The sequence below is a fragment of the Streptomyces cylindrosporus genome (assembly GCF_022698165.1).
GTDB classification, from domain to species: domain Bacteria; phylum Actinomycetota; class Actinomycetes; order Streptomycetales; family Streptomycetaceae; genus Streptomyces; species Streptomyces cylindrosporus.
The window spans coordinates 393,094-415,721 of sequence record NZ_JALDAY010000007.1 but is presented as its reverse complement, the minus strand read 5'-3'; the positions used below and the strand labels follow the sequence as shown (position 1 = coordinate 415,721).

Genomic DNA, 22,628 nt, shown 5'->3' with positions numbered 1-22,628 from the left:
CGCTCAGTCGTGGGCGGCGAACATCTCGACCAGGCCCAGCGGCGCGTCGGCGCGGAAGAGCAGCTCGCCGCCCCGGGCCGACTCCAGCGCCGCGTGCTCGCTGCGCGGGAACAGCTTCTCCTCGTAGGCGGCCAGCGCGGCCTCGGTGTCACCGGGGTGCGCCACCAGGGCCAGGCCCAGCTCGGCCCCGTCCAGCAGGGCCAGGTTGGCGCCCTCGCCGGCGAACGGGGACATCAGGTGCGCGGCGTCGCCGAGCAGCGTGACGCCCGGGACGCGCTCCCACCTGTGCCCGACGGGCAGGGCGTGGATGCGCCGCGGCACGAGAGCGCCGTCGGCGTCCGCGACCAGCGCCCGCAGGCTCTTGTCCCAGCCGGCGAAGTGCTGAAGCACCTGCTCCTTGGCCGCCTCGGTGTCGCCGAAGTCGACGCCGTCGAGCCACTCCTCGGGAGCCTCCACGGCCGCGTAGACGTGCAGGCTGCCGTCGGTCTCGCGGTGCGCGAGGAAACCCCGGCCGGCCCCGAGCGCGAACAGCATGCCGCCGCCCACCACCTCGGCACTCACCGGGTGCCGCAGATCGGCGTCCCGCAGATCCGCCTCGACGAACGAGATCCCGGTGTACGAGGGCCGCGCGCCGGACACCAGCGACCGCACCCGCGACCAGGCGCCGTCCGCGCCGACCAGCAGATCCGTGGTGAACACGGTGCCGTCGGCGAGCGTCACCTCGTGCCGGCCGCCGCCCAGCGGTCGCGCGCCGGTCACCTTGGCGCCCCAGCGGACGGTCCCCTCGGGCAGTGAGCCGAGCAGCAGGTCGCGCAGGTCGCCGCGGTCGATCTCGGGGCGCCCGCGCGCGGGGTCGTCGGCCTCCTCGCGGTGCACCACCGCGTCCTTGTCCAGGATCCGCGTGGCCTGACCGCCCTGGTGGACGAGGCCCAGGAACTCCTCGTACAGGCCCGCGGCGCGCAGCGCCACCTGACCGGAGTTGTCGTGGATGTCGAGCATGCCGCCCTGGGTGCGGGCGGCGGGGGAGGCGTCCAGGTCGAAGAGGGCCGCCTCGACGCCGTGCGCGTGCAGCACACGGGCGAGGGCGAGGCCGCCGAGGCCGGCGCCGACGACAGCGATGGGGTGGTTGGTGGTCATGACGTTCTCCTTGAGGTCAGTCGGTCACGGCGGTCCGCTCGATGCCGGCGATCAGTGCGCGCAGGGCCCACGACAGACGGGCCTCGGGCGCTCCGGAGAGCAGGGCGTCGCCGAGCGCGGCGATGCGTGGATGGGTCCGGTCCGAGACCGAGCGCAGGGTGGAGCGCAACGCGTCCCAGTCCTCCTCGGAGGCCTCGGCGCTGTGCTCGGCCGCCGTCGCGGTGGCGTGCTGCAACAGCAGGTCGACGCCCCACGCGGCCTGGGCCGGGGGGACCCCGCCCTCGTCGAGCAGCGCGAGCAGCGTCTCGATCAGGTTCAGGTAGTGCGGGCCGCTCGGCCGGGCCGTGAGCGCCGAGCGGGCCAGGCTGGGGTGCTCGAAGAGCATCGCGGTGTACGCGGTGAGCACCCGCTCCAGGCGCTCGCGCCACGAGCCCTCGGCCGGGGCCGGTCCGACCGTGCCCAGCAGCTCGTCCAGGACGGCCGCGTGCAGCTCCGCGGTGTTGCGGACGTACACGTACAGCGAGGCCGGGCCGGTGTCGAGCTCCTGCGCCAGGCGCCGCATGGTCACTTTCTGCAGGCCCTCGGCACGCAGGATCGCGACCGCGGCGGCCACGATCCCCTCCCTGGTCAGGGCCGGTTTGGCCGGGCGCTCACGGCGGCTGCGGGGGGTGTCGGGACGCTCTGTCATGCCCCCACCCTAACGAACATGTTCGCTCCGAACAAGTTCGTTACGAACATGTTCGTCAGATCCCGGGTGTGGCCCCGGACACAGGTTCTGCAAAGATGCCGTACGTCATGGTGCAGATACCGAACCCGCCCCCGCACTCGTCCCCCGCACCGCGCCCCGTGCCGACGAGCGCCGATGTGGCCCGCCTGGCCGGCGTCTCGCGCGCGACCGTCTCGTACGTCCTGAACAACACCAGCGCCGTACGGATCAGCGAACCCACCCGCCGCCGCGTCCACGAGGCCGCCAAGGAACTCGGGTACGTGCCCCACGCGGCCGCCCGCAGTCTGCGCGCCGGACACAGCCGCATGGTCCTGATGCCCGCGCCGGACTTCCCCGTCGGCCCGCTCTACAGCCAGTTCATCAGTGAACTGCAGTGGGCGCTCGGCCGCCTCGACTACACCGTCGTCCAGTACGGCTCGATCGGTGTGTACGGCGACGAGGCCGCCCGCGCCTGGGCCGAACTGCGCCCGGTCGCCGTCCTGGTGCCCGGCGCCGGACTCGGCCCGCAGGGCGTGTCCGTGCTCAAGCGCTCCGGCGCCCGGGCCGTCGTCACCCTCGGCCCCGAATGCGTCGACGGCGCCCACTCCCTCCTCATGGACCACGAGGCCGTCGGCCACTGCGCCGGCAGCCACCTCTTCGACCGCGGCCGGCGTCGGATCGGCGTGGTCGTGCCCGGCGAGGCCGGCCTGGAGTCCTTCTCCCAGCCCCGCCTCGAAGGCGTCCGGCGCGCCCTGCACGGCACCGACGCCACTGTCACCGAGCTGCCCCTCGCCTACGAGGAGGAGGCCGCCTCGCGCCTCGCCGCCCGCTGGCGCGAGCTGGACCTCGACGCCGTGTTCGCCTACAACGACGAATACGCGATGCTGGTGATGCGCGCCCTTCAGGACGAGGGCGTGCGCATACCGGAGGACACGGCCGTCATCGGCGCCGACGACCTCATGCTCGGCCGGCTGCTCAGGCCCCGGCTCAGCACGGTCCACATTGAGCTGCCGTCCGGCCGCGACCTCGCCGAACTCGTCGACCGCGCGGTGCGCAACCCGGGTGCCGCGCCCGAGACGCACAAGGTGCTCGGAGCCTCGGTGGTCCACCGCGACTCCAGCTGAACCCCTGGGGAGACGCCCATGCGCACGACGGTCGGCATCATCGGCGGCGGCCCGGCCGGGCTGCTCCTCGCCAGGCTGCTGCACCGCACGGGCATCGACTGCGTCGTCCTGGAGGCCAGGACCCGTGAGTACGTCGAGCACCGCCAGCGCGCCGGGATGCTGGAGCAGGGCACGGTCGACGCCCTGCGCGAGGCCGGCGCCGCCGAGCGACTGACCGCCGAGGGCCTGGTCCACCAGGGCATCGAGCTGCGCTTCGACCGGGAACGCCACCACATCGACTTCCCGACCCTCACCGGCGGCCGCACCGTCACCATCTACGCCCAGACCGAGATCGTGAAGGACCTCGTCGCCCTCCAACTCGCCGACGGGCCACCGCTGTTGTTCGAGGCGGAGGCCCTCGCCGTGGAGAAGCCGGAGAGCGAGTCGCCCGTCGTGCGCTTCCTGCGCGAAGGGCGCGAGCAGACCCTGAGCTGCGACTGGGTGGTCGGCGCCGACGGCTTCCACGGCATCTCCCGCGACACCTTCCCGGCCGCGAGCAGCCGCTCGTACGCGCACGACTACCCGTACTCCTGGCTCGGCATCCTCGCCGACGTCGCCCCCTCCTGCGAGGAGTTGATCTACGCGCGCGGCGAGCGGGGCTTCGCCCTGCACAGCATGCGCTCCCCGCACGTCTCCCGCCTCTACCTCCAGGTCCCGAACGACACCGACCCCGAGGACTGGCCCGACGACCGCGTCTGGGACGAACTCGCCGCCCGCTTCGCGGTCGACGCCGACTGGACCCTCCGGCGCGGCCCGATCACCGCCAAGTCCGTGACACCGATGCGCAGTTACGTCCACGAGCCGATGCGGCACGGGCGGCTGCTGCTCGCCGGGGACGCCGCGCACATCGTGCCGCCGACCGGCGCCAAGGGCCTCAACCTCGCCGTCTCCGACGTCCGGGTCCTGCACCGCGCCCTCGCCGAGCTGCACCGCACCGGATCCGAGCAACTCCTCGACGCCTACTCGGACTTGTGCCTCGGCCGGGTGTGGCAGGCCACCCGATTCTCGTACGACATGACTAGGATGTTGCACGCTCAACCAGATGGGGACGCGTTCGAGAACCGGCTGCAGCTCGCACGGCTGCGCCGCATCACCGCGTCCCGCCATGCCGCGGCCGAACTGGCCGCCAACTACTCGGGACTTCCGCTCATCACCCGAGCCGAGTCCCGCCGGTGACGAACGGAGAGCCGTCATGCCGTTGCTCGACCCGAAGACCTGGCAGTCCCGCCCCCTGTCGGGGCCGGAGTACGCCGTGACAGAGCCCGCCACCGGGGACACCCTCGCCACCGTCACCCTCGCCTCCGCCGAGGACGTCGGCACGGCCGCCGAGACCGCCCGCGCCGCCCAGACCGAGTGGGCCCGGGTGCCGCACTTCGTGCGCGCCGGGGTGCTGCGCAAGGCCGGCGACCTGTTCGCCGCGCACGCCGACGAGCTGCGCGAGTGGATCGTGCGGGAGTCCGGCTCCATCGCCGGCAAGGCGGACTTCGAGCTGCACGTGGCCGCCCAGGAGTGCTACGAGGCCGCCGCGCTGGCCTCCCGCCCGGCCGGCCAGATCCTGCCCAGCGAGGCGCCGAGGCTGTCGTACACCCGGCGGGTCCCGGTCGGCGTGGTGGGCGTGATCTCGCCCTTCAACGCGCCGCTGATCCTCTCCATCCGCTCGGTCGCCCCCGCCCTCGCCCTCGGCAACGCGGTCGTCCTGAAGCCGGACCCGCGCACGGCGGTCTGCGGCGGCCTGTCACTGGCCGCGGTCTTCGCGGAGGCGGGTCTGCCCGAGGGGCTGCTGCACGTGCTGCCGGGCGGCCCGGACGTCGGCCAGGCGCTGGTCGCCGACCCGCGCGTGCCGGTCATCTCCTTCACCGGCTCCACCGCGGCGGGCCGCGCGGTCGGCGAGGCGGGCGGCCGCCACCTCAAGCGCGTGCACCTGGAACTCGGCGGCAACTCCGCCATGGTCGTCCTCGAGGACGCCGACATCGACGCCGTGATCTCCACGGCGGCCTGGGGATCCTTCTTCCACCAGGGCCAGATCTGCATGACGACCGGCCGCCACCTGGTCCATCAGTCGCTGTACGAGGACTACGTCGAGCGGCTCGCCGCCAAGGCCGACTCCCTCGCCGTCGGCGACCCGCACCGCGAGCAGGTCCACCTCGGCCCGATCATCGACGACGCCCAGCTCGCCAAGGTGCACGGCCTGGTCGAGGCCAGCACCTCCCGGGGCGCCAAGCTGGCCGCGGGCGGCACCCACGAGCGGCTCTTCTACCGGCCGACCGTCCTCGCGGGCGTCGACGACCAGAGCCCCGCCTACGCCGAGGAGGTCTTCGGCCCGGTCGCGCCCGTACGCTCCTTCGCCACCGCCGACGAGGCGGCGGCCCTGGCCTCGGCGGGGGAGTACGGGCTGTCCCTGGGCATCGTCACCCGGGACACGGCCCGCGGCCTCGACCTCGCCGAGCGCATCCCGACCGGCATCGTCCACATCAACGACCAGACGGTGAACGACGAGGCCGTGGCGCCCTTCGGCGGCATCGCCGCGTCCGGCACCGGCGCCCGCTTCGGCGGCGAGGCCAACCTGGAGGCCTTCACCGACGTGCGCTGGACGACGGTGCGGGGCGACGTGGCGCCGTACCCGTTCTAGGACGGGCCGTTACTGACCGTTCTGCTCGGCCTGGGCCTGCTGGGCCTCGACCGCCTTGCGGACCTCGTCCATGTCCAGCTTGCGCGCCTGCCCGATGACGTCCGCCAGGGCGGCCTCGGGCAGCGCGCCCGGCTGCGCGTACACCGCGACCTGGTCGCGGACGATCATCAGGGTCGGGATCGACTGGATGCCGAAGGCCGCGGCCAGCTCGGGCTGGGCCTCGGTGTCGATCTTGCCGAACACCAGGTCCGGGTTGTCCTCGGCCGCCTTCTCGTACACCGGCGCGAACTGACGGCACGGCCCGCACCAGGACGCCCAGAAGTCGATCAGGACGAATTCGTTGTCCGTGACCGTCTGGTCGAAGTTCTCCTTGGTGAGCTCCACGGTGCTGCTCATGACCTGAAATCCCTCTTCCTGCTGTCGGGGCGAAGCCGTCCGCACAACACGGCCGACCGGACACGTATTCCGCGCCCCTACCCGTGTGGTCCGAGCGCACACCACCCACCAGACTGACCCCATGACGGAAACGGAAACCTTCGCGTACGACGTCGTGGTGCTCGGGGCCGGCCCGGTGGGGGAGAACGTCGCCGACCGCACCCGCGCGGCCGGCCTGTCCACCGCGGTCGTGGAGAGCGAGCTGGTCGGCGGCGAGTGCTCGTACTGGGCCTGCATTCCCAGCAAGGCCCTGCTGCGCCCGGTGATCGCCCGCGCGGACGCCCGCCGGGTGCCCGGCCTGCGCCAGTCGGTGCAGGGCCCCCTGGACGCCGAGGCGGTCCTCGCCCATCGCAACTACTACACATCCGACTGGCACGACGACGGCGCCGCCCAGTGGCTCGACGGCATCGGCGCCGACCTGCACCGCGGCCACGGCCGGCTGACCGGCCCGCGCACGGTGACCGTCACCGGCGCCGACGGCGGACAGAAGGTGCTCACCGCACGGCACGCCGTCGCCGTCTGCACCGGCACCGACGCCGTACTGCCCGACCTGCCGGGCCTGGCCGAGGTCAAGCCGTGGACCAGCAGGAACGCCACGAGCGCGCAGGCCGTGCCCGGCCGGCTCGTCGTGGTCGGCGGGGGAGTGGTCGCCACCGAGATGGCCACCGCCTGGCAGGCCCTGGGCTCCGAGGTCACGCTCCTCGTCCGCGGCAAGGGCCTGCTGGGCCGCATGGAGCCGTTCGCCGGGGAGTTCGTCGCCGAGGCCCTCACCGAGGCCGGCGCGGACGTCCGCACCGGCACCTCGGTCGAGTCGGTGACCCGCGAGAACGGCACGGTCGTGGTCGTGACCGACACCGGCGACCGCATCGAGGCCGACGAGATCCTCTTCGCCACCGGCCGCAGGCCGCGCACCGCCGACATCGGCCTCGACACCGTCGGCCTGGAACCGGGCGGCTGGCTGCCGGTCGACGACAGCCTCCGCGTCACCGGCAGCGACTGGCTCTACGCGGTCGGCGACGTCAACCACCGCGCCCTCCTCACCCACCAGGGCAAGTACCAGGCGCGCATCGCGGGCGCCGCCATCGCCGCCCGCGCCTCCGGCGTGCCGATCCTGGAGTCCGACCCCTGGGGCGCCCACGCCGCCACCGCCGACCACCACGCCGTCCCCCAGGTCGTCTTCACCGACCCGGAGGCGGCGGCCGTGGGCCTCTCCCTCGCCGAGGCGGAACAGGCCGGCCACCGGGTCCGCGCGGTCGACGTCGACATGACCTCGGCCTCCGGCGCGGGCCTGTACGCCGACGGCTACAAGGGCCGCGCCCGCATGGTCGTCGACCTGGAGGCGGAGATCCTGCTCGGCGTGACCTTCGTCGGCCCCGGCGTGGGCGAGCTGATCCACTCGGCCACCGTCGCCGTCGCCGGCCAGGTCCCGATCAGCCGCCTGTGGCACGCGGTCCCGTCGTTCCCGACGATCAGCGAGGTGTGGCTGCGGTTGCTGGAGGCGTATCGGGACAACTGAACTCTGCCGGACGGAACTTGGACAAGGCGTCAGGATGGCCGCGAGGGACCGCGTGCAGGTCTGTGCCTCTCTGCGCCGTGAGTGCGCCAGGTCGTGGTGACGCGGCCTGGGCATCTCCGTGCTGAAGGCCGGCACGTGTTCCGTGCCGCCGTCACAGGGGGTGCAGGGCGATGTCCGCGCTGAAGATGCTCAAGGAACTGGCCACAGTCGCCGCAGTGGTCGCGGCGTCCTGCGCCGCCTCGGTCCTCATCACCATGCTCTTGGTCCGCGTGCCCGGCCTCCAGTCCCCTCAGAGCGGCAACGCCGGCCAGGCCTTCGGCGCTGCAGCCGGCCTGACATCGATGGTCGTCCTCGTCTACATGATCAGGACGTTTCACCAGCAACGCCAAGAGACGCAGATGCAGCGGGAGTTGCTGGATGCCCAGCTCAATGAGGTGATGTCGCAGAGCGAGTACGCGCGGATCAACAACGAATGCGCGCAGCGGATGGCGGAGGCCACGGTGAGGGCCCAGCACCATGCCCTCATCACCTCGGCCATCGACGATCCCGTGCTGGCCGACGTGTGGCCGGGCTGGGGACCCGACATCTCCGCAGAGAAGCGGAAGCAGTTCCTGTACGCCAACCTGATCGTGTCGTTCCAATGCATGGCGTACATGGTCGACTACATGTCGGCCGACGAGGTGGACGCGAGCATGTACCGGATCTTCCAGAGCGAGATCATCTGTGAATTCTGGGAACGGTCGCGCCCGGCACGTTTCGTGGGCACTGCATCGGGAGGCGCCATGTGGAAGTTCTACGAGATGGCCGAAGTGGCGTATCAGCGCTACCGGGCGTCGGAAACGGAGTGAGCCCGTTCTCGGGTGGTAGGCGGCTGCCAGCCCGCCGCGAGCGCGACGCTGCGGGGGACGACGACGAGTTGTTCGCCAGGGCCCACGCCGGTCCCCTGGGGTAGGAACTCGTGCAACTCGCCCGGGGCCTCCTTGCCGATGAGAGCCAGGTCGCCGTTCGGCAGCTCGAAGATGGCTGGGCAAGTGGACTCGCCGACGCAGGAGGCGGCGGCTGCCAGCAACTTGAGATGGGTCACGGCAGGAACACTAGCAGCGGCCATACCTGCAGAAACGTTCTTCACGTTGGTGACGGCAGGTCAAAACCCAGCAAGGTCGCGGCCTCTTGTGGAGTCGCCTGCCCCCATCGCTCCGCCATCGCTTGATTCGACGACAATGACCGCAGCTCGGCGCGATCGAGGTAGAGCGTTCCGTCGAGGTGGTCCGTCTCGTGCTGCACGATCCGGGCCGGCCAGCCGCTGAACACCTCGTCCAGGGCGCGCCCGTGCTCGTCCTCGCCCGTCAGCCGCACCTCCGCGGCCCGCGCCACGACGGCCTGCCAGCCCGGGACGCTCAGACAGCCCTCGAAGAACGCGGCCCGGGCCGGGCCGAGGGGCTCGTACGAGGGGTTGACCAGGACCCGGAACGGCTGCGGGACCCGGCCGCGGGCCAGCCGTACCTCGTCCGGCACCGGCGCCGGGTCCTCGATCACCGCGATCCGCAGGGGAACACCGACCTGGGGTGCGGCCAGGCCCACGCCCGGTGCCGCGTGCATCGTGACGCGCAGCGCCTCCACGAAGCGGGCCAGCAGCGCGGTGTCCAGCTGGCCGTCGAAGCGCTCGGTGCCGCGGCGCAGCACCGGGTCGCCGGCCGCGACGATCGGCAGCGGGCCGTCCGCGGCGAGGAGTTCCTCGACCCGGTCGGCAAGGGGCGCGTGGTCACGGGGAGTTGCCATCGGGCCAGCATGCCACGGCGGCCGGGAACGGACGTCCCGGCGTGTGACGTACGCCACGCGTGCCTCCGGGAACTCGGCGCCCTCCCGCTCCGACTACTGGACCGCTACAGCCTCACACCGTCCCGTCCCCGCCCCCGTCCCCCGGAGCGCCGATGTCCACCGACCCCTCGACCTCTCCCGCCCTCGGCCTCGCCCGAGCGGGGGAAGAACCCCCATCGGACGAGGCCCCGAAAGCCGACCCCGCCCCGGCACCGTCGCCCAGCCCCTGGGCATCGCTGCGACCGCTCGTCCTGCGCCTGCACTTCTACGCCGGAGTGTTCGTCGCCCCGTTCCTGCTGATCGCAGCCGTCACCGGCTTCCTCTACGCCGGAGCGTTCCAGGCCGAGAGGCTCGTGTACGCCCATGAGATGACCGTCGCGAAGGTCGGTGACACCAAGCTGCCGATCTCCGAGCAGGTCACCGCCGCCCGCAAGGCCCATCCCGAGGGCACCGTCTCCGCCGTCCGCCCGTCCCCCGAGGACGACGCCACCACCCGCGTGCTGCTGGCCGGCGTCAAGGGCATAGACCCCGACCACACTCTCGCGGTCTTCGTCGACCCGTACACCGGCAAGGTGCGTGGCGCGCTCGAACAGTACGGCTCCACCGGCGCGTTGCCGCTGCGCACCTGGATCGACGAGTTCCACCGCGACCTGCACCTCGGGGACACCGGCCGGCTCTACAGCGAGTTCGCCGCGAGCTGGCTGTGGGTCATCGCGGGCGGCGGTCTGGTGCTGTGGTTCTCCCGCCGCCGGGCCCTGCGGAAGGTGCGCGGCACGAGCGGCCGGCGGCGCACGCTGGGCCTGCACGGCACCGTCGGCGTCTGGGCCGCCGCCGGTTTCGTCTTCCTGTCGGCGACCGGCCTGACCTGGTCCACCTACGCGGGCGCCAACATCGACACGCTCCGCACCTCCCTCGGCCAGGCCACCCCGTCGGTCTCGTCCGCGGCCGGGGGCGACCACGCGGGCCACGGCGCCGCCGCGTCCTCCGGGGACGCCGAGCACGGCGTCGGGCTCGACAAGGTGCTGGCCGCGGCCCGCTCCGAGGGGCTCACCGACCCCGTGGAGATCGTGCCGCCCGCCGACGCGGAGTCCGCCTACGTCGTCAAGCAGGTGCAGCGCAGCTGGCCCGAGAAGCAGGACTCGGTCGCGGTCGACCCGGCCACCGGCGAGGTCACCGACGTGCTGCGGTTCGCCGACTACCCGCTGCTGGCCAAGCTGACCCGCTGGGGCATCGACCTGCACACCGGCATCCTCTTCGGCCTGGTCAACCAGATCGCCCTGATGGCGCTCGCCCTCTCCCTGGTCCTGCTGATCGTCTGGGGCTACCGCATGTGGTGGCAGCGCGGCCGCGGCTCCTCCTTCGGCCGTCCGATCCCGCGTGGTGCCTGGCAGCAGGTGCCGCCCCAGATCCTGGTGCCGTGCGTCGCCGCCACAGCCGTCCTCGGCTACTTCGTCCCGCTCCTGGGCATCCCGCTGGCCGGTTTCCTCGTCGCGGACGTCGTGCTCGGCGAGATCGCGCACCGGAGGCGGCGGGGCGCGGCCGAGGCTGCCGTCAAGTAGCCGCAGGGGTACGGGACTTGGCGCCCCGTATGCCGGAACGGCCGGGCTCGGCTCCTCTGTGGAACCGGGCCCGGCCGTCCCCTCGTACCGTGTCGCTCAGGCCTGTTCGGACTCAGACCTGCTCGAAGTCGCCCGCCAGCGCGGAGGCGATCCGCAGATGCGAGGCCGCCTCCTCCCGTCGGCCCTGCCGCTGGAGCGTGCGGCCGAGCATCAGCCGGGCGTAGTGCTCCACCGGGTCGCGCTCCACGAGGATGCGCAACTCGCTCTCCGCGCGCCGCAGTTGGGCCGAGTGGTAGTAGGAGCGGGCCAGCAGCAGCCGCGGTCCGGTCTGCTCCGGCACCTCCTCGACCAGCCCGCCCAGCACGCGCGCGGCGGCGGCGTAGTCCTTGGCGGCGAAGAACATCTGGGCGCGCTCCCAGCGCTCCGCCGGTGTTCCGTGGTCGTAGTACGTCGTGTCCACTCCTGACCTCCTTCGGCGTACCACAACCACGACAGATGGTTGAACATTCAACGAGTTGTGGGGGTGGCTCAGACGGACGCCGCGGCCAGCTCGGCGTTGGCCCGCTCGGTCACCAGGGCCAGGACGCGCCCGGCGGCGGCCAGGTCCTCCTCCGGGATGTCGCCCCAGACCCGCGCGGAGATCTTCGAGGACTCGGCGCTCACCGTGTCGTAGAACTCCCGGCCGGCCTCCGTGACCAGGACCCGGGACGCCTCGGCGGAGAGCAGCCCCTTGGTGGTCAGCTCCTCGACGACCTGCTCGGCCTCCGCCGTGGCGACCTTGAGCGAGCCGACGACCTGCGCGACGAGTTCCGCCCGCTCGACCGGACCCTCGGCGACCACGACGAGCCGGAGGGTGATCTGCTGCTGGAAGGTGGCGCCGTGCCGGCCCAGCACGCTCTCCAGTGCGGCGCGGGCGGCGTAGTGGGCCAGACCGAGGGCGCGGGCGTCGGCCTTGAGTGCGGTGGTGGTCATGACTGCTCCTTGTCGCTGTCACTGCTGTCGACGCTGTCGACATGTTCGATGGACGGATCAAGAGGTGCGTCGAGCAGGGTCGCCAGATCGGCGGTGAACTCCCGTGCGCGCGGGCTGTCGAGGCCGCCGAGGGGTGCGAGCAGCTGTCGCAGCAGTCCCTGTACGACCTTGACGGCGCGCCCGGTGACCTCCCGGCCCTGCTCGGTGAGGGTCAGCTGCACGGCCCGCGGGTCCCGGGGGTCCCGGGTGCGCTCCAGCAGGCCGGACGCCTCCAGGGCGCGGGCCAGCTTGGACACGTACAACGGCTCCAGGCCGGTGTGGTCGGCGAGGCGGCGCTGGCTGGGGCGCTCGCCGTCGCGCTGCATGCCGTACAGCGAGGCCATCAGCGAGTACTGCGCGTGGGTGAGTCCGAGCGGGGCCACCGCACGGTCCACCGCCACCCGCCACTTCATCGACAGACGCCACACCAGGAACCCCGGCGTCGCCTTCTCGGAACCCTTGCTCCTGGAACCCTTGCTCATGACGAATACAGTACATGGCTACTATATACATGGCTACTATTTTTCGAACGGCATCGAGCCGGGGCGAGTGACAGCACGGTGACGGACTGACGGGACGGCCGCGGCGGGACTAGGTTGTCGCCATGAGCAATCTTGATCGCGAGCCGGTTCCCGCCCTGTGCGGTGGCCGTGGCTTCGTGGTGGCGGAGCCCGTGCGTGAACTCCTCAGCCCTCGCCGCGTCAAGCTCGGCGAGTCGACCGAAGTCCGCCGGCTGCTGCCCAACCTGGGCCGCCGCATGGTCGGCGCCTGGTGCTTCGTCGATCACTACGGCCCCGACGACATCGCCGACGAGCCCGGCATGCAGGTCCCGCCGCACCCGCACATGGGCCTGCAGACGGTGAGCTGGCTGCACGAGGGCGAGGTGCTGCACCGCGACTCGACCGGCAGCCTCCAGACGATCCGCCCCCGCGAACTGGGCCTCATGACCTCGGGCCGCGCCATCAGCCACTCCGAGGAGAGCCCCCGCCCGCACGCCCGCCTCCTGCACGGCGCCCAGCTGTGGGTCGCCCTCCCGGACGGACACCGGCACACCGACCCCCACTTCGAGCACCACGCCGAACTGCCGGTCGTGACGGCCCCCGGCCTCCACGCCACGCTGATCCTGGGCGGCCTGGACGGAGCGACCTCGCCCGGTACGACGTACACCCCGATCGTCGGGGCCGACCTCGCGCTGGCCCGCGGCGCGGACGTACGCCTGCCGCTGGAACCGGACTTCGAGTACGCCGTCCTGTCCATGTCCGGCGAGGCCCACGTCGACGGCGTGCCCGTGCTGCCCGGCTCGATGCTCTACCTCGGCTGCGGCCGCACCGAACTCCCGCTGCGCGCCGAGTCGGACGCCGGCCTGATGCTCCTGGGCGGCGAGCCGTTCGAGGAAGAGCTGATCATGTTCTGGAACTGGATCGGCCGCACCCAGCAGGAGATCGCCCAGGCCCGCGAGGACTGGATGACGGGCACCCGCTTCGGCGAGGTGAAGGGGTACGACGGTGCGCCGCTCCCGGCTCCGGAACTGCCGCCGGTGCCGTTGAAGCCGCGGGGGAGGGTGCGTTGACGGCACCGTCCGCCGAGGTTCCGGAGCTCAGAACCCCGGCCGCCGCATGAAGCCGGACTTCGACATCGACCACACCTCCTTCGCGGTGCACGACGCCATGGCCTGGGCGGAACGGCTGCGCCGAGAGCTCGGAGCGGTGCCGGTCTGCGGCGAAGTCCTCCCGGAATTCCGGTACTTGCTCCTGTACGTCGGCTCGGCCGACGGCGGCGGCCGGCTGGAGCTGCTGGAGCCCGTCGGCGCCGGATTCCTCAGCCGCTTCCTCACGGCCCGCGGCGAGGGACCGCACCATCTCACCTTCACCGTCCCCGACCTGAGAACGGCCGTGCGCCGGGTGCGCGCACTCGGTCTCACCGTGGTGGGCGAGAGTTACGGCCATCCGGCCTGGCGCGAGGCCTTCGTCATGCCGGATCCGGTCCACCGCACGGTCATCCAGCTCGCCCAGTCCGACAAGGACTACCCGGATCCGAGCGAGCTCGTCGGCAGCGCCGTCCGCGATCCCTCGTCCATGCCGGCCGTGGCGGGAGCGACCGAGCCGCTGTGGTGGACGCCCCTGTGGGAGACGCCCGCCGCCGCGACCCCCACACGGCTGGGCCCGACCCACCTGGGCTCCACCGACCCGGCCCTCTCGCGGCGCCTGTTCGAGGACGTCCTCGGCGGACAGGTCGGTGAGTGGGACGGCTCAGCGGAGTTCACCTGGCCGAGCGGCTCGGTCCGCGTGCACGCCGGAGGCACCGCGGGCATCACCGGGATCAGCCTCCACGGAGGGCCCGCGGGAGGAGTGGAGATCGGCTCCGCCCGACTGGCGGAGAGATGACCGGCGCCGAGCGCCGGCCGGCCTCCCGGGCCGCAGACCGGCGACCAGGCCGACGATCACCACGGCGATGCCCAGCCAGACCGACGGCCCCGGCACCCCGGCACCCGACACGGCGCCGACGACCGCCGCGGCCAGTGGGGCGATCCCGGTGAGCAGCCCGGCCCGCCCCGCCCCCACGGAACGTACCGTCGAATACCACAGGACGAAGGCCACCGCCGTCACCATCACCGCCAGATAACCGAGCGCCGCCCACTGGGACGCGGTCAACTCCCCTGCCGCAGAAGGCCCTTCACCGCTCACGCCGACGACGGCCAGCAGCGCTCCGCCCAGCCAGGTCGCGTGCACGGACACTCCCCACGGCCCGTGCCGCCCCAGCACCGGCACCGCGAGCAGCGTGAACGCGGCCTCGCACCCCAGGGCCAGCGCCGCCCAGGCCACCCCGACCGCGTCCGTGCGGCCGGTCCCCTCCACCAGCACCGCACCCGCCATGACGACGGGCGCCGCCAGCAGCACCTGCCGGCTCGGCCTGCGCCGCTCCAGCAGCGGGCCCACCACCCCGAGGACCAGCGGTACGCACGCCACCGCCACGGCGATCACCGCGGGTTCCGCATGGGCGACACCGCGCACGACGGCCAGGTTGAACAGCACCAGACCGGTGACGGCGAGCCCGGTCAGCCACAGCCACTCCCGTCCGCGCGGCCACACCAGGTGCGCGCCGGCGAGCCGGGCGATGACCACGAGGAGCGCGGTCGCGGCCATGTACCGCACGGCCTGGCCGGTGAACAGGGGGGCGTCGACGAGCGCGTGCGAGACGGTGACGCTGCTGCCGACCAGCACCATCCCGGCCATGCCGGGCAGGAGCTGGGCGAACGAGGCGGAAGGAGTGTCCATGCCGTCCACCCTGCCCGCACAATGGATGCCATGGGCAGGTCCACAGAACCCTCCGCCGAGGGGTCCAAAACCTGGCGTCCGACGCCCGGCCCGGCCGCCGCGGACAGTGCCTCGGCCATCGGCTCCGACTTCCTCCAGCTGGACATCGGCCAGGCACCCGCCGGCGGGCGCACGGCGTGGCTGGCCGACCGGCTGCGGTCGGCCATCGCCGACGGCCGGCTGCCCGTCGGCACGCGACTGCCCGCCAGCCGGGTGCTCGCCGAGGAACTGCGCGTCACCCGGGGCGTGGTCACCGAGGCGTACCGGCGGCTCGCCGAGTCCGGCCAGATCGCCGGTCGCGGCCGGCTCGGCACGGTGGTCGTGGCGGCACCGGCCGCACCCCGCGACCGGCCTCCCGAGGCACCGTCCGATCAGGCCCCGGACCGTACGTCCACGGTCTTCCGCTCCGCCGACCGCGAGGGTGTCGTCGACGCCCTCCGCGCTCTGCCCTGCCGCATCGACCTCTCCCCGGGCGTCCCCGACCTCGCCGCCTTCCCCCGCACCGGCTGGCTGCGCGCCGAACGCGCCGTCCTCGCGAGTGTCACCCCGGCCGACTTCGGCTACGGCGACCCCCGCGGCGCCCCCGCCCTGCGCCGGGCCGTCGTCGGCTGGCTGGCCCGCAACCGCGGCATCCGCGCCGACCCGGACGAGGTGGTGGTGGTCGCGGGCGTGGCGCAGGCCCTCGCGCTGCTCGGGCAGCTGCTGCGGGCCGAGGGGATCCGCCGTGTCGCCGTCGAGGACCCCGGATCGCTGGGGGCGCGCCAGCAGTTGGAGTACGGCGGCCACACGATCGTCCCCGTCCCGGTGGACGCGGGCGGACTGGACGTCGGTGCGCTGCGCGCGAGCGGGGCCCGCGCGGTGCTGATGACGCCGGCCCACCAGTTCCCCACCGGGGTCGTCCTCGACGGGGAGCGCCGGCGCGACCTGCTCGCCTGGGCGGCCGAGGGCGGGGTGGTCGTCGAGGACGACTACGACGCCGAACACCGCTACGACCGGCCGCCGGTCCCGGCGCTGCGCTCACTGCTGCCGGAGGGCGTCTGCTACGCGGGCAGCGTCTCCAAACTCCTCGCACCCGCGCTCCGCGTGGGCTGGCTCCTCGTACCGCCGGACCGGCTGGACACCGTCGTGGCCGCCAAACGCTACGCCGACCTCGGCAACGGCGTCCTCACCCAGCTGGTCCTGGCCCGGCTGATGGACTCCGGCGAGCTGGAACGGCATCTGCGCCATGTGCGGCTGCGCCACCGTCGGCGCCGGGACGCGATGCTGCGGGCGATCGAGACCCATCTGCCCGGCGCCCGCGTCCACGGGGCGGCGGCCGGTCTGCACCTCATGCTCACCTTCGACGACCGGGGGACCGGCTTCCACGACACCGACCTCGCGGCGGCCGCCCTCGCGAAGGGCGTCAAAGCGCACCCCTTGTCCTGGCACCGGATCACCCCCGGCCGACCGGGCCTCGTCCTCGGCTACGCGGCGGGCCCCGCCCACGAGATCGAGGAGGGCGTCGCCCTGCTCGGCGAGGCCCTCCGCGCGTTTCCACACCACTGACGGAACAGCGGATCCTGAACCGCGTCACCGACCAGCCGCAGGTCGACCACCAGGCCCTGATCTTCATGCCGACCGACCCGTTCCTCGTCCTGGTCGAGGACCGGTTCTCGACGCCCGGCTTCGGCCCGCGTGCACGCGCCGGGCGTGCGCCTCGCCGTCCACGCCGGCACCGCCGACGGCGTCACCGGCACGGCCGACACCCATCACCCGGTGCGGTGCATGGTCGCCACCCTCGACCCGGAGACCTCGACTCCGTGCGGGACGGACCGGCTGGTCCGACCCCGTCGCCGGGCGGGTGGACACGACGCCGCAACCCGCCGCCGTGGAACCCGGGGGCACCGCCCGCGTGACGACTGCCGCTCCGGCGCCCTCGGCCCGGTCCCGAGCCCGGCGCGTCTCGCATACGACCGCTGACCGCCACCTGCGGGACGCCTGTGAACCGCTCGGCTACCCTGACTGCGGAGGTGGCCAAGTGGCGGAGAACGCTGGGGAGTTGGCGGAACCGGGAGAGCCGGCCGAGTCCACCACCGTCGTGGTGATCGGCGCGGGCCCCGCCGGACTCACCGTCGCCAACCTGCTGCGCCGCAGCGGGATCGACTGCGTCGTCCTGGAGCGCCGGTCCCGCGAGTACGTGACACAGCGCCAGCGCGCCGGCATCGTCGAGACCCGCGCCGTGCGGATGTTCGAGGCCTGGGGACTGGCCGACCGCGTGCTCGGCGGTCCACCCCACGACGGCATCCTGGAGTTCCGGGTGGACGGCGAGAGCCACCTGGTCTCCGACAGCGACGGCTCCGAAGGCCCCGGGGCCCGCCTCTGCCCCCAGCAGGTGCTCGTCCAGAACCTGACCGCCACCTACCTCGCCGACGGCGGCGACCTGCGCTTCGAGGCCCTCGACGTCTCCCTGCACGACCTGACCGGCGACCGGCCCACCGTCCGCTACCGCACCGCCGACGGCACCCGCTCCACCCTCACCTGCGACTTCGTCGCCGGCTGCGACGGCGATCACGGCGTCAGCCGCACCGCCGTACCCGAAGGCGCCCTCACCGCGCACTCCCTCGACCACGGCATCGGGTGGCTCACCGTCCTCGCCGACGCCCCGCCCCCGGCACACCCGCTCCTCGCCGTCAGCGCGCACGGCTTCGCCGCCCACTTCCCGCGCGGCCCGCACAGCAGCCGCTACTACCTCCAGTGCCCGCCCGACGACCGCACCGACGCCTGGCCCGACGCCCGCGTCTGGGACGCCCTGCGCAGCCGACTCGGCGACCCCGCCCTCGCCTCCGGTCCGATCACCGACCGCGAGATCTTCCGGCTCCGCAGCCTGGTCCACGACCCCATGCAGCACGGCCGCCTGTTCCTCGTCGGGGACGCCGCGCACATCGTGTCCCCCATGGGCGGCAAGGGCATGAACCTGGCCCTCTACGACGCCGACCTCTTCGCCCGCGCCGTACGGGACTTCGTCGACGACCAGGACGAGACCGGCCTGCGCGCGTACTCGCGGCGCTGCCTGCGGCGCGTCTGGAACGACCAGGAGTTCTCCCACTGGCTGACCCGGACCGTCCACGACGCGGGTGACGACACCCGCTCCGGCCCCTTCCTCCGCAACCTGGCGCGCGCCCGCCTCGACCGGCTGTTCACCTCACGGGCAGCCGCGGGCGCTTTCGCGGAACTCATGACGGGCCTGGATCCCGAGTCCAGCCGGATTCCGTGAGTCCCCGACAGATATCAAGAGGTCCGCATTCCGGGGCTGTTGCCGATCATGGCCGGGCCCATTGTCAGTGGCGCGTCCTACTCTCGCCATATGACCTACAGCGTCTGGCACAGGGGCCTCGGAATCACGCTCGACCTGACCGAGGCTGATCTCGGCCACCCCGAATACCCGCGGCTGCTCGACGAGATCTACGGCAATTACCAGCCGGATCTTCTGTACTGCCTGGAAGCCCATGAGGACGAAGGCTTCGTCTGCCCCGGCTTCATGACGATCCGCAAGGTCAACGGCCGTCCGCACGCGATGCACGTGGCAAAGGGAGAGCGCCCCGAAACCCAGGCCGAAATCGATCTCCACAAGGCACTCGGCGAATACACGGCGAAGGTCGCCACGGGCGAGGGATTCCGGGTGGGCCGGCCCGAGGGCGGAGAGCCGGGAAAGGGCCGCGTGGACGTGACGGTCGAGGGCGCCGACGATCACCGGCTCGCCTACGAAATCCAACTCGCCGCGATAGCGGGCGGTTCCGTCGACGAGCGCACCCGACTCGCCCACCAGGCCGGGCTCACCCCGCTGTGGCTCGTCAACAACGAGAACGCGATACCGATAGACCGCGCCCCCTGGGCCCGGCTGAACGTACAGAGCTGGCGCGACGTCACCGACCGGGCCGCGCTGCCGGTGCGCGGCGGGGTCAAGCACCTGCACATGTCCCGCTGCGACTGGAGCAACCCCGTGCCCTGTCCGCAGCGGGGGGCGGGCCGCTGCGGCGGCAGGCACGCACTGTGGGAGCCCGTACGCGGTCTCTACTACGACGACGTCATCCGGCGCACGGCGACCGGCGAGTTGGTCTCGCTGTACCTGCCCCATCCGGCGGCGGGCCGGCGCGGCTGGCACATGTGGGTCACCCCGACGGACAAGGAGGAGTTCCTCGAAGGACGCCCCGAACCCCTGCCCGGGGTGCCGACGCAGCGGCGTGCGAACGGCACGGACAGCCGGTCGGACCTCTGGAAGGCGGGCCGCGAGGGCCCGGAGCCCGGTACCCCCGCCGAGCTGACCCGGGCCCGGGACGACGGACTGCCCATCGACGCCTCGCTGTGGCACAGCGAGCCCGGGGCGTCGGAGTTCTCCCGGCCCTTCACCGTCGGCGAGTTCGTCATACCCGGCGACCTCGTCGCCGCCCGCCGGACCTTCACCCGGGCGCTGGAGCACTGCGCCGACATCGTCGCGCGCCTGCCCAGCGGGGCCGAGATCGCGGCTGGGCGCGCCGAGATCACCGGCGAGCAGCGGGAGCGCCTGGCGGACGCGCGGGAGCGGTGCCGGCGGCTCGCCGAGGAGATGCACACCCACCCCTGGTGGGAGACGGTCGGGAACCGGCACGCGGCACGGGAGGCACTGACGTACGCGGCGACCCACGACACCATGATCTGAACCCGCCCTGGACTTTTCGTCCAGCAATTGGACGGGTAGTCTGACCGGCATGGCAACCGAGCAGACCCGTGACGCCGAGCGGGACGCGATCCTCGCCGCGCTGCGGCCCGTCGTCGACGGGATCGCGGCCACCTTCGGACCGGTGTGCGAGGTGGTGCTGCACGACTACCGGCGGCCCGAGAAGTCGGTCGTCGCCGTCGCCGGCTCGGTCACCGGCCGGGCGGTGGGCGGCGCGATGAGCGAGATCGGCATGCGGGTCCTCGCGCGCGGCGACGAGGCGGCCGACGAGCTGAACTACGTCACGCGAACCGGGGCCGGCAAGCTGCTCAAGGCGTCGACCATGGTGCTGCGCGACTCCGGCGGGGCCGTCTTCGGCGCCCTGTGCGTCAACGTCGACGTCACCGCCGTCGGCGAGGCCCACGCCCTGCTCGGCGCCCTCGCCGGACTCGGGGCGAGCGCGGCCGAGGCTCCGGTCACCACCTTCGGCAACGATATCGACTCCGTCGTGGACGCCGTCCTCGACGCCCACCACCTCGGCCGGCACCGCGCCTGGGCCGCACTCGACCGAACCGAGCGCCTCGACCTGTTCCGCAGCCTCGACGGACACGGCGTCTTCGCCGTGCGCCGCGCCGTCGAACAGGTCGCCGGCCGGCTCGGCATCTCCCGCGCCTCCGCCTACAGCTACCTCTCCCAGGCCCGCGCCGACACCGACCCGACCCCCGCTGGAGGACACGCGTGACGACCACCGCCCCACCGGTCACCCTCGACGACGTCCGCGAGGCCGCCGCCCGGCTCGAGGGCGTCGCCCACCGCACCCCCGTCCTGCGCTCACGCACCCTCGACGCCCTCGTCGGCGCCGAGGTCCACCTGAAGTGCGAGAACTTCCAGCGGGTGGGCGCCTTCAAGTTCCGCGGCGCCTACAACGCCGCCTCCCGGCTCACCCCCGAGCAGCTCTCCCGGGGCATCGCCGCCTACTCGTCCGGCAACCACGCCCAGGCCGTCGCCCTGGCCGCACGGGAACTCGGCACCTCCGCGGTCATCGTGATGCCCGAGGACGCCCCGCGCTCGAAGCGGGCGGCGACGGAGGGCTACGGCGCCGAGATCGTGACGTACGACCGCTACACGGAGGACCGCGTCGCCGTCGCCGAGGCCCTGGCCGCCGAGCGGGGGCTCGCGCTCGTCCCGCCGTACGAGCATCCGCACGTCATGGCCGGGCAGGGTACCGCCGCCCTCGAACTCCTGGAGGAAGCGGGGGAGTTGGACGCCCTGGTCGTGCCCGTGGGCGGTGGTGGGCTGATCGCCGGGAGCGCCACGGCGGCCAAGGGGCTGCACCCGCGGATCAGGGTGATCGGCGTCGAGCCGGAGGCCGGGGACGACACCAAGCGGTCCCTGGAGGCGGGCCGGCGCATCAGCATCCCCGTGCCGCACACCATCGCCGACGGGCAGGCCCTGCACACGCCCGGCGAGCTGACGTTCTCCGTGAACCGGAGGCTCGTCGACGGGATCGCCCTGGTGTCCGACGACGAGATCCGCGCGGCGATGCGCTTCGCGTTCGAACGGCTGAAGATCGTCGTCGAGCCGAGCGGGGCCACCCCGCTGGCCGCGCTGCTCGCCGGGCGTGCGGGTTCCCTTCCGCGCCGGATCGGCGTCGTCGTCTCCGGCGGCAATGTGGACGCGGACCGCTTCGCCGAGCTGTGCGGATCACCGAGCGGTCCGCGCTGAGGGAGGCGTCAGGACCAGAACTCGTTGCCGACGTCGATGTCCTCGACGCACTCGTCGAGATCCGTGATCTTGTCGCCGACGATCCGGAAGACGATGCCGCCGGTCTCGTCGATGTGCTTGCCGTTCCGGTCGCCCGTGAAGCGGTGCACGGAGACGGCGTGGCCCCGGCCGTCCACGAGGATCGAGCGCAGTTCGACCCGTAGGGTGCCGGCGGTCTCCTCGAAGAGCCGGCGGTACATGTCGAGTGTCGCGTCGACGCCCTTGAAGTCGCCGGACAGCGGGTGGCTGCCCGGGACGTGATGCGTGGCGTCGGCGGTCATCAGGGAGCGAAGGGTGTCCATGTCACCGCGTGAGAAGGCTTCGTAGCCCTTGCGGACGAGCTGTGCGTGCGGGTGTTCAGCCACGATGATCGCCACCTTTCCAGTGCTTCGGCGATGTGCGGCCTCGCGGACCATTCTCCGCCCGTTCGAGCGGATTGTCCGCCGATCCGAGGAATGCGCATTCCTTCGGATGGCGGCACCGGCTGGACGGGCGGACGATGGTGTGGTGGGTGGGGCTCGCAATGGAGGGAGCCGTCATGATCGAGATCAAGGCTGTCGAGAAGCCGGACGAGCGGCGCGACTTCCCGCGCGGTCACCTCGAAGCGGTCCACATGAGCGGACTGGACTTCGCCGTGGGGACCTTCGAGCCGGGCTGGCGCTGGTCCGAGTCCGTGGGACCCATCGCGGGTACGGAAAGCTGCCAGGTGCACCACAACGGGTACTGCGTATCGGGCCGTATGCGGGTACGCATGGACGACGGCGCCGAACAGGAGGTCGGACCGGGCGACGTGTTCGTGATAACCCCGGGCCACGACGCCTGGGTGGTCAGCGACGAATCGTGCGTCGTGTACGACTTCGCCGGCGGCATGGCGACGGACTACGCGAAGGCGCAGGGCAGCTAG

24 protein-coding genes and 1 pseudogene are annotated in these 22,628 nt (G+C 72.7%); 15 read left to right on the top strand and 10 right to left on the bottom strand.

The window, feature by feature from the left end; genetic code table 11:
- Positions 1-3: 3 nt before the first annotated feature.
- Both MQP27_RS24560 and MQP27_RS24555 read right to left on the bottom strand, forming a co-directional pair.
- Positions 4-1,137, bottom strand: a complete 1,134-nt coding sequence (locus MQP27_RS24560; RefSeq protein ID WP_242767547.1) for an FAD-dependent oxidoreductase — start codon at positions 1,135-1,137, stop codon at positions 4-6.
- A 16-nt stretch (positions 1,138-1,153) separates the two neighbouring features.
- Positions 1,154-1,825 carry a TetR/AcrR family transcriptional regulator gene (locus tag MQP27_RS24555; protein ID WP_242767546.1) on the bottom strand — a complete coding sequence of 224 codons (672 nt, stop codon included), beginning with the start codon at positions 1,823-1,825 and terminating at the stop codon, positions 1,154-1,156.
- Positions 1,826-1,932: 107 nt separating this feature from the next.
- Between MQP27_RS24555 and MQP27_RS24550 the strand changes: the two genes are divergently transcribed.
- From MQP27_RS24550 to MQP27_RS24540, 3 genes are read left to right on the top strand one after another with little or no spacing between them, the layout of a single operon-like run.
- Positions 1,933-2,967: a LacI family DNA-binding transcriptional regulator gene (locus tag MQP27_RS24550; protein WP_242767545.1), complete on the top strand. Its 1,035-nt coding sequence runs from the start codon at positions 1,933-1,935 to the stop codon at positions 2,965-2,967.
- An 18-nt stretch (positions 2,968-2,985) separates the two neighbouring features.
- On the top strand, positions 2,986-4,182 hold the full coding sequence (locus tag MQP27_RS24545) for a 4-hydroxybenzoate 3-monooxygenase (RefSeq protein ID WP_242767544.1): 1,197 nt from the start codon (positions 2,986-2,988) through the stop codon (positions 4,180-4,182).
- A 16-nt stretch (positions 4,183-4,198) separates the two neighbouring features.
- Complete coding sequence (locus tag MQP27_RS24540; protein ID WP_242767543.1) at positions 4,199-5,635, top strand: benzaldehyde dehydrogenase; 1,437 nt, start codon at positions 4,199-4,201, stop codon at positions 5,633-5,635.
- Positions 5,636-5,644: 9 nt separating this feature from the next.
- Here MQP27_RS24540 and trxA read toward each other — a convergent pair whose 3' ends face one another.
- Positions 5,645-6,031 (bottom strand): thioredoxin, encoded by a 387-nt coding sequence (gene trxA, locus MQP27_RS24535; RefSeq protein ID WP_242767542.1) that lies wholly within the window; start codon positions 6,029-6,031, stop codon positions 5,645-5,647.
- Between the two features lie 121 nt (positions 6,032-6,152).
- On the opposite strand from trxA, the gene MQP27_RS24530 reads away from it, so the two are divergent.
- Both MQP27_RS24530 and MQP27_RS24525 read left to right on the top strand, forming a co-directional pair.
- Complete coding sequence (locus MQP27_RS24530; protein WP_242767541.1) at positions 6,153-7,586, top strand: dihydrolipoyl dehydrogenase family protein; 1,434 nt, start codon at positions 6,153-6,155, stop codon at positions 7,584-7,586.
- A 170-nt stretch (positions 7,587-7,756) separates the two neighbouring features.
- The gene (locus tag MQP27_RS24525) at positions 7,757-8,434 is read left to right on the top strand and encodes a DUF6082 family protein (protein WP_242767540.1); all 678 of its coding nucleotides are present in this window, start codon (positions 7,757-7,759) and stop codon (positions 8,432-8,434) included.
- Here the strand turns inward: MQP27_RS24525 and MQP27_RS24520 are convergent.
- Together MQP27_RS24520 and MQP27_RS24515 are read right to left on the bottom strand one after the other, a co-directional pair.
- On the bottom strand, positions 8,410-8,670 hold the full coding sequence (locus MQP27_RS24520) for a hypothetical protein (protein ID WP_242767539.1): 261 nt from the start codon (positions 8,668-8,670) through the stop codon (positions 8,410-8,412). The two genes, MQP27_RS24525 and MQP27_RS24520, sit on opposite strands and share 25 nt — an antisense overlap.
- 41 nt (positions 8,671-8,711) lie before the next feature.
- The gene (locus tag MQP27_RS24515; protein WP_242767538.1) at positions 8,712-9,365 is read right to left on the bottom strand and encodes a peptide deformylase; all 654 of its coding nucleotides are present in this window, start codon (positions 9,363-9,365) and stop codon (positions 8,712-8,714) included.
- A 152-nt stretch (positions 9,366-9,517) separates the two neighbouring features.
- Between MQP27_RS24515 and MQP27_RS24510 the strand changes: the two genes are divergently transcribed.
- Positions 9,518-10,963, top strand: coding sequence for a PepSY-associated TM helix domain-containing protein (locus tag MQP27_RS24510; RefSeq protein WP_242767537.1), 1,446 nt, complete (start codon positions 9,518-9,520; stop codon positions 10,961-10,963).
- A gap of 112 nt (positions 10,964-11,075) precedes the next feature.
- Here the strand turns inward: MQP27_RS24510 and MQP27_RS24505 are convergent, their stop codons facing one another.
- The 3 genes from MQP27_RS24505 to MQP27_RS24495 form a co-directional block, all read right to left on the bottom strand.
- Positions 11,076-11,423, bottom strand: coding sequence for a tetratricopeptide repeat protein (locus tag MQP27_RS24505; protein ID WP_242767536.1), 348 nt, complete (start codon positions 11,421-11,423; stop codon positions 11,076-11,078).
- Positions 11,424-11,491: 68 nt separating this feature from the next.
- Positions 11,492-11,935: a winged helix DNA-binding protein gene (locus MQP27_RS24500; protein ID WP_242767535.1), complete on the bottom strand. Its 444-nt coding sequence runs from the start codon at positions 11,933-11,935 to the stop codon at positions 11,492-11,494.
- Positions 11,932-12,456 carry a MarR family winged helix-turn-helix transcriptional regulator gene (locus MQP27_RS24495; RefSeq protein ID WP_242767534.1) on the bottom strand — a complete coding sequence of 175 codons (525 nt, stop codon included), beginning with the start codon at positions 12,454-12,456 and terminating at the stop codon, positions 11,932-11,934. The genes MQP27_RS24500 and MQP27_RS24495 overlap by 4 nt, the downstream gene beginning before the upstream one ends.
- A gap of 122 nt (positions 12,457-12,578) precedes the next feature.
- Here MQP27_RS24495 and MQP27_RS24490 point away from each other — a divergent pair, with 122 nt between their 5' ends.
- Together MQP27_RS24490 and MQP27_RS24485 are read left to right on the top strand one after the other, a co-directional pair.
- A complete protein-coding gene (locus MQP27_RS24490; RefSeq protein WP_242767533.1) occupies positions 12,579-13,544 on the top strand; it encodes a pirin family protein in 966 nt (321 codons plus the stop codon).
- A 46-nt stretch (positions 13,545-13,590) separates the two neighbouring features.
- Positions 13,591-13,917, top strand: a pseudogene (locus tag MQP27_RS24485) (VOC family protein); the annotation flags it as partial.
- Positions 13,918-14,223: 306 nt separating this feature from the next.
- On the opposite strand, the gene MQP27_RS24480 reads toward MQP27_RS24485, so the two are convergent.
- Positions 14,224-15,249, bottom strand: a complete 1,026-nt coding sequence (locus MQP27_RS24480) for a DMT family transporter (protein ID WP_242767532.1) — start codon at positions 15,247-15,249, stop codon at positions 14,224-14,226.
- Positions 15,250-15,270: 21 nt separating this feature from the next.
- Here MQP27_RS24480 and pdxR point away from each other — a divergent pair, with 21 nt between their 5' ends.
- The 6 genes from pdxR (at position 15,271) to MQP27_RS24450 (ending at position 21,685) form a co-directional block, all read left to right on the top strand.
- Positions 15,271-16,833, top strand: a complete 1,563-nt coding sequence (gene pdxR / locus MQP27_RS24475; RefSeq protein WP_242767531.1) for a MocR-like pyridoxine biosynthesis transcription factor PdxR — start codon at positions 15,271-15,273, stop codon at positions 16,831-16,833.
- A gap of 144 nt (positions 16,834-16,977) precedes the next feature.
- Positions 16,978-17,247, top strand: a complete 270-nt coding sequence (locus MQP27_RS24470) for a hypothetical protein (RefSeq protein WP_242767530.1) — start codon at positions 16,978-16,980, stop codon at positions 17,245-17,247.
- A gap of 58 nt (positions 17,248-17,305) precedes the next feature.
- A complete protein-coding gene (locus tag MQP27_RS24465) occupies positions 17,306-18,541 on the top strand; it encodes a 4-hydroxybenzoate 3-monooxygenase (RefSeq protein WP_242767529.1) in 1,236 nt (411 codons plus the stop codon).
- Between the two features lie 90 nt (positions 18,542-18,631).
- On the top strand, positions 18,632-19,963 hold the full coding sequence (locus MQP27_RS24460) for a DUF8825 domain-containing protein (RefSeq protein ID WP_242767528.1): 1,332 nt from the start codon (positions 18,632-18,634) through the stop codon (positions 19,961-19,963).
- A gap of 49 nt (positions 19,964-20,012) precedes the next feature.
- Positions 20,013-20,702, top strand: coding sequence for a helix-turn-helix transcriptional regulator (locus MQP27_RS24455; RefSeq protein WP_242767527.1), 690 nt, complete (start codon positions 20,013-20,015; stop codon positions 20,700-20,702).
- Positions 20,699-21,685, top strand: coding sequence for a threo-3-hydroxy-L-aspartate ammonia-lyase (locus tag MQP27_RS24450; protein WP_242767526.1), 987 nt, complete (start codon positions 20,699-20,701; stop codon positions 21,683-21,685). Before MQP27_RS24455 ends, MQP27_RS24450 begins: the two co-directional genes overlap by 4 nt.
- A gap of 8 nt (positions 21,686-21,693) precedes the next feature.
- On the opposite strand, the gene MQP27_RS24445 is transcribed toward MQP27_RS24450, so the two are convergent.
- Positions 21,694-22,089 carry a nuclear transport factor 2 family protein gene (locus tag MQP27_RS24445; RefSeq protein ID WP_242767525.1) on the bottom strand — a complete coding sequence of 132 codons (396 nt, stop codon included), beginning with the start codon at positions 22,087-22,089 and terminating at the stop codon, positions 21,694-21,696.
- 173 nt (positions 22,090-22,262) lie between these two features.
- On the opposite strand from MQP27_RS24445, the gene MQP27_RS24440 reads away from it, so the two are divergent.
- On the top strand, positions 22,263-22,628 hold the full coding sequence (locus tag MQP27_RS24440; RefSeq protein WP_242767524.1) for a cupin domain-containing protein: 366 nt from the start codon (positions 22,263-22,265) through the stop codon (positions 22,626-22,628).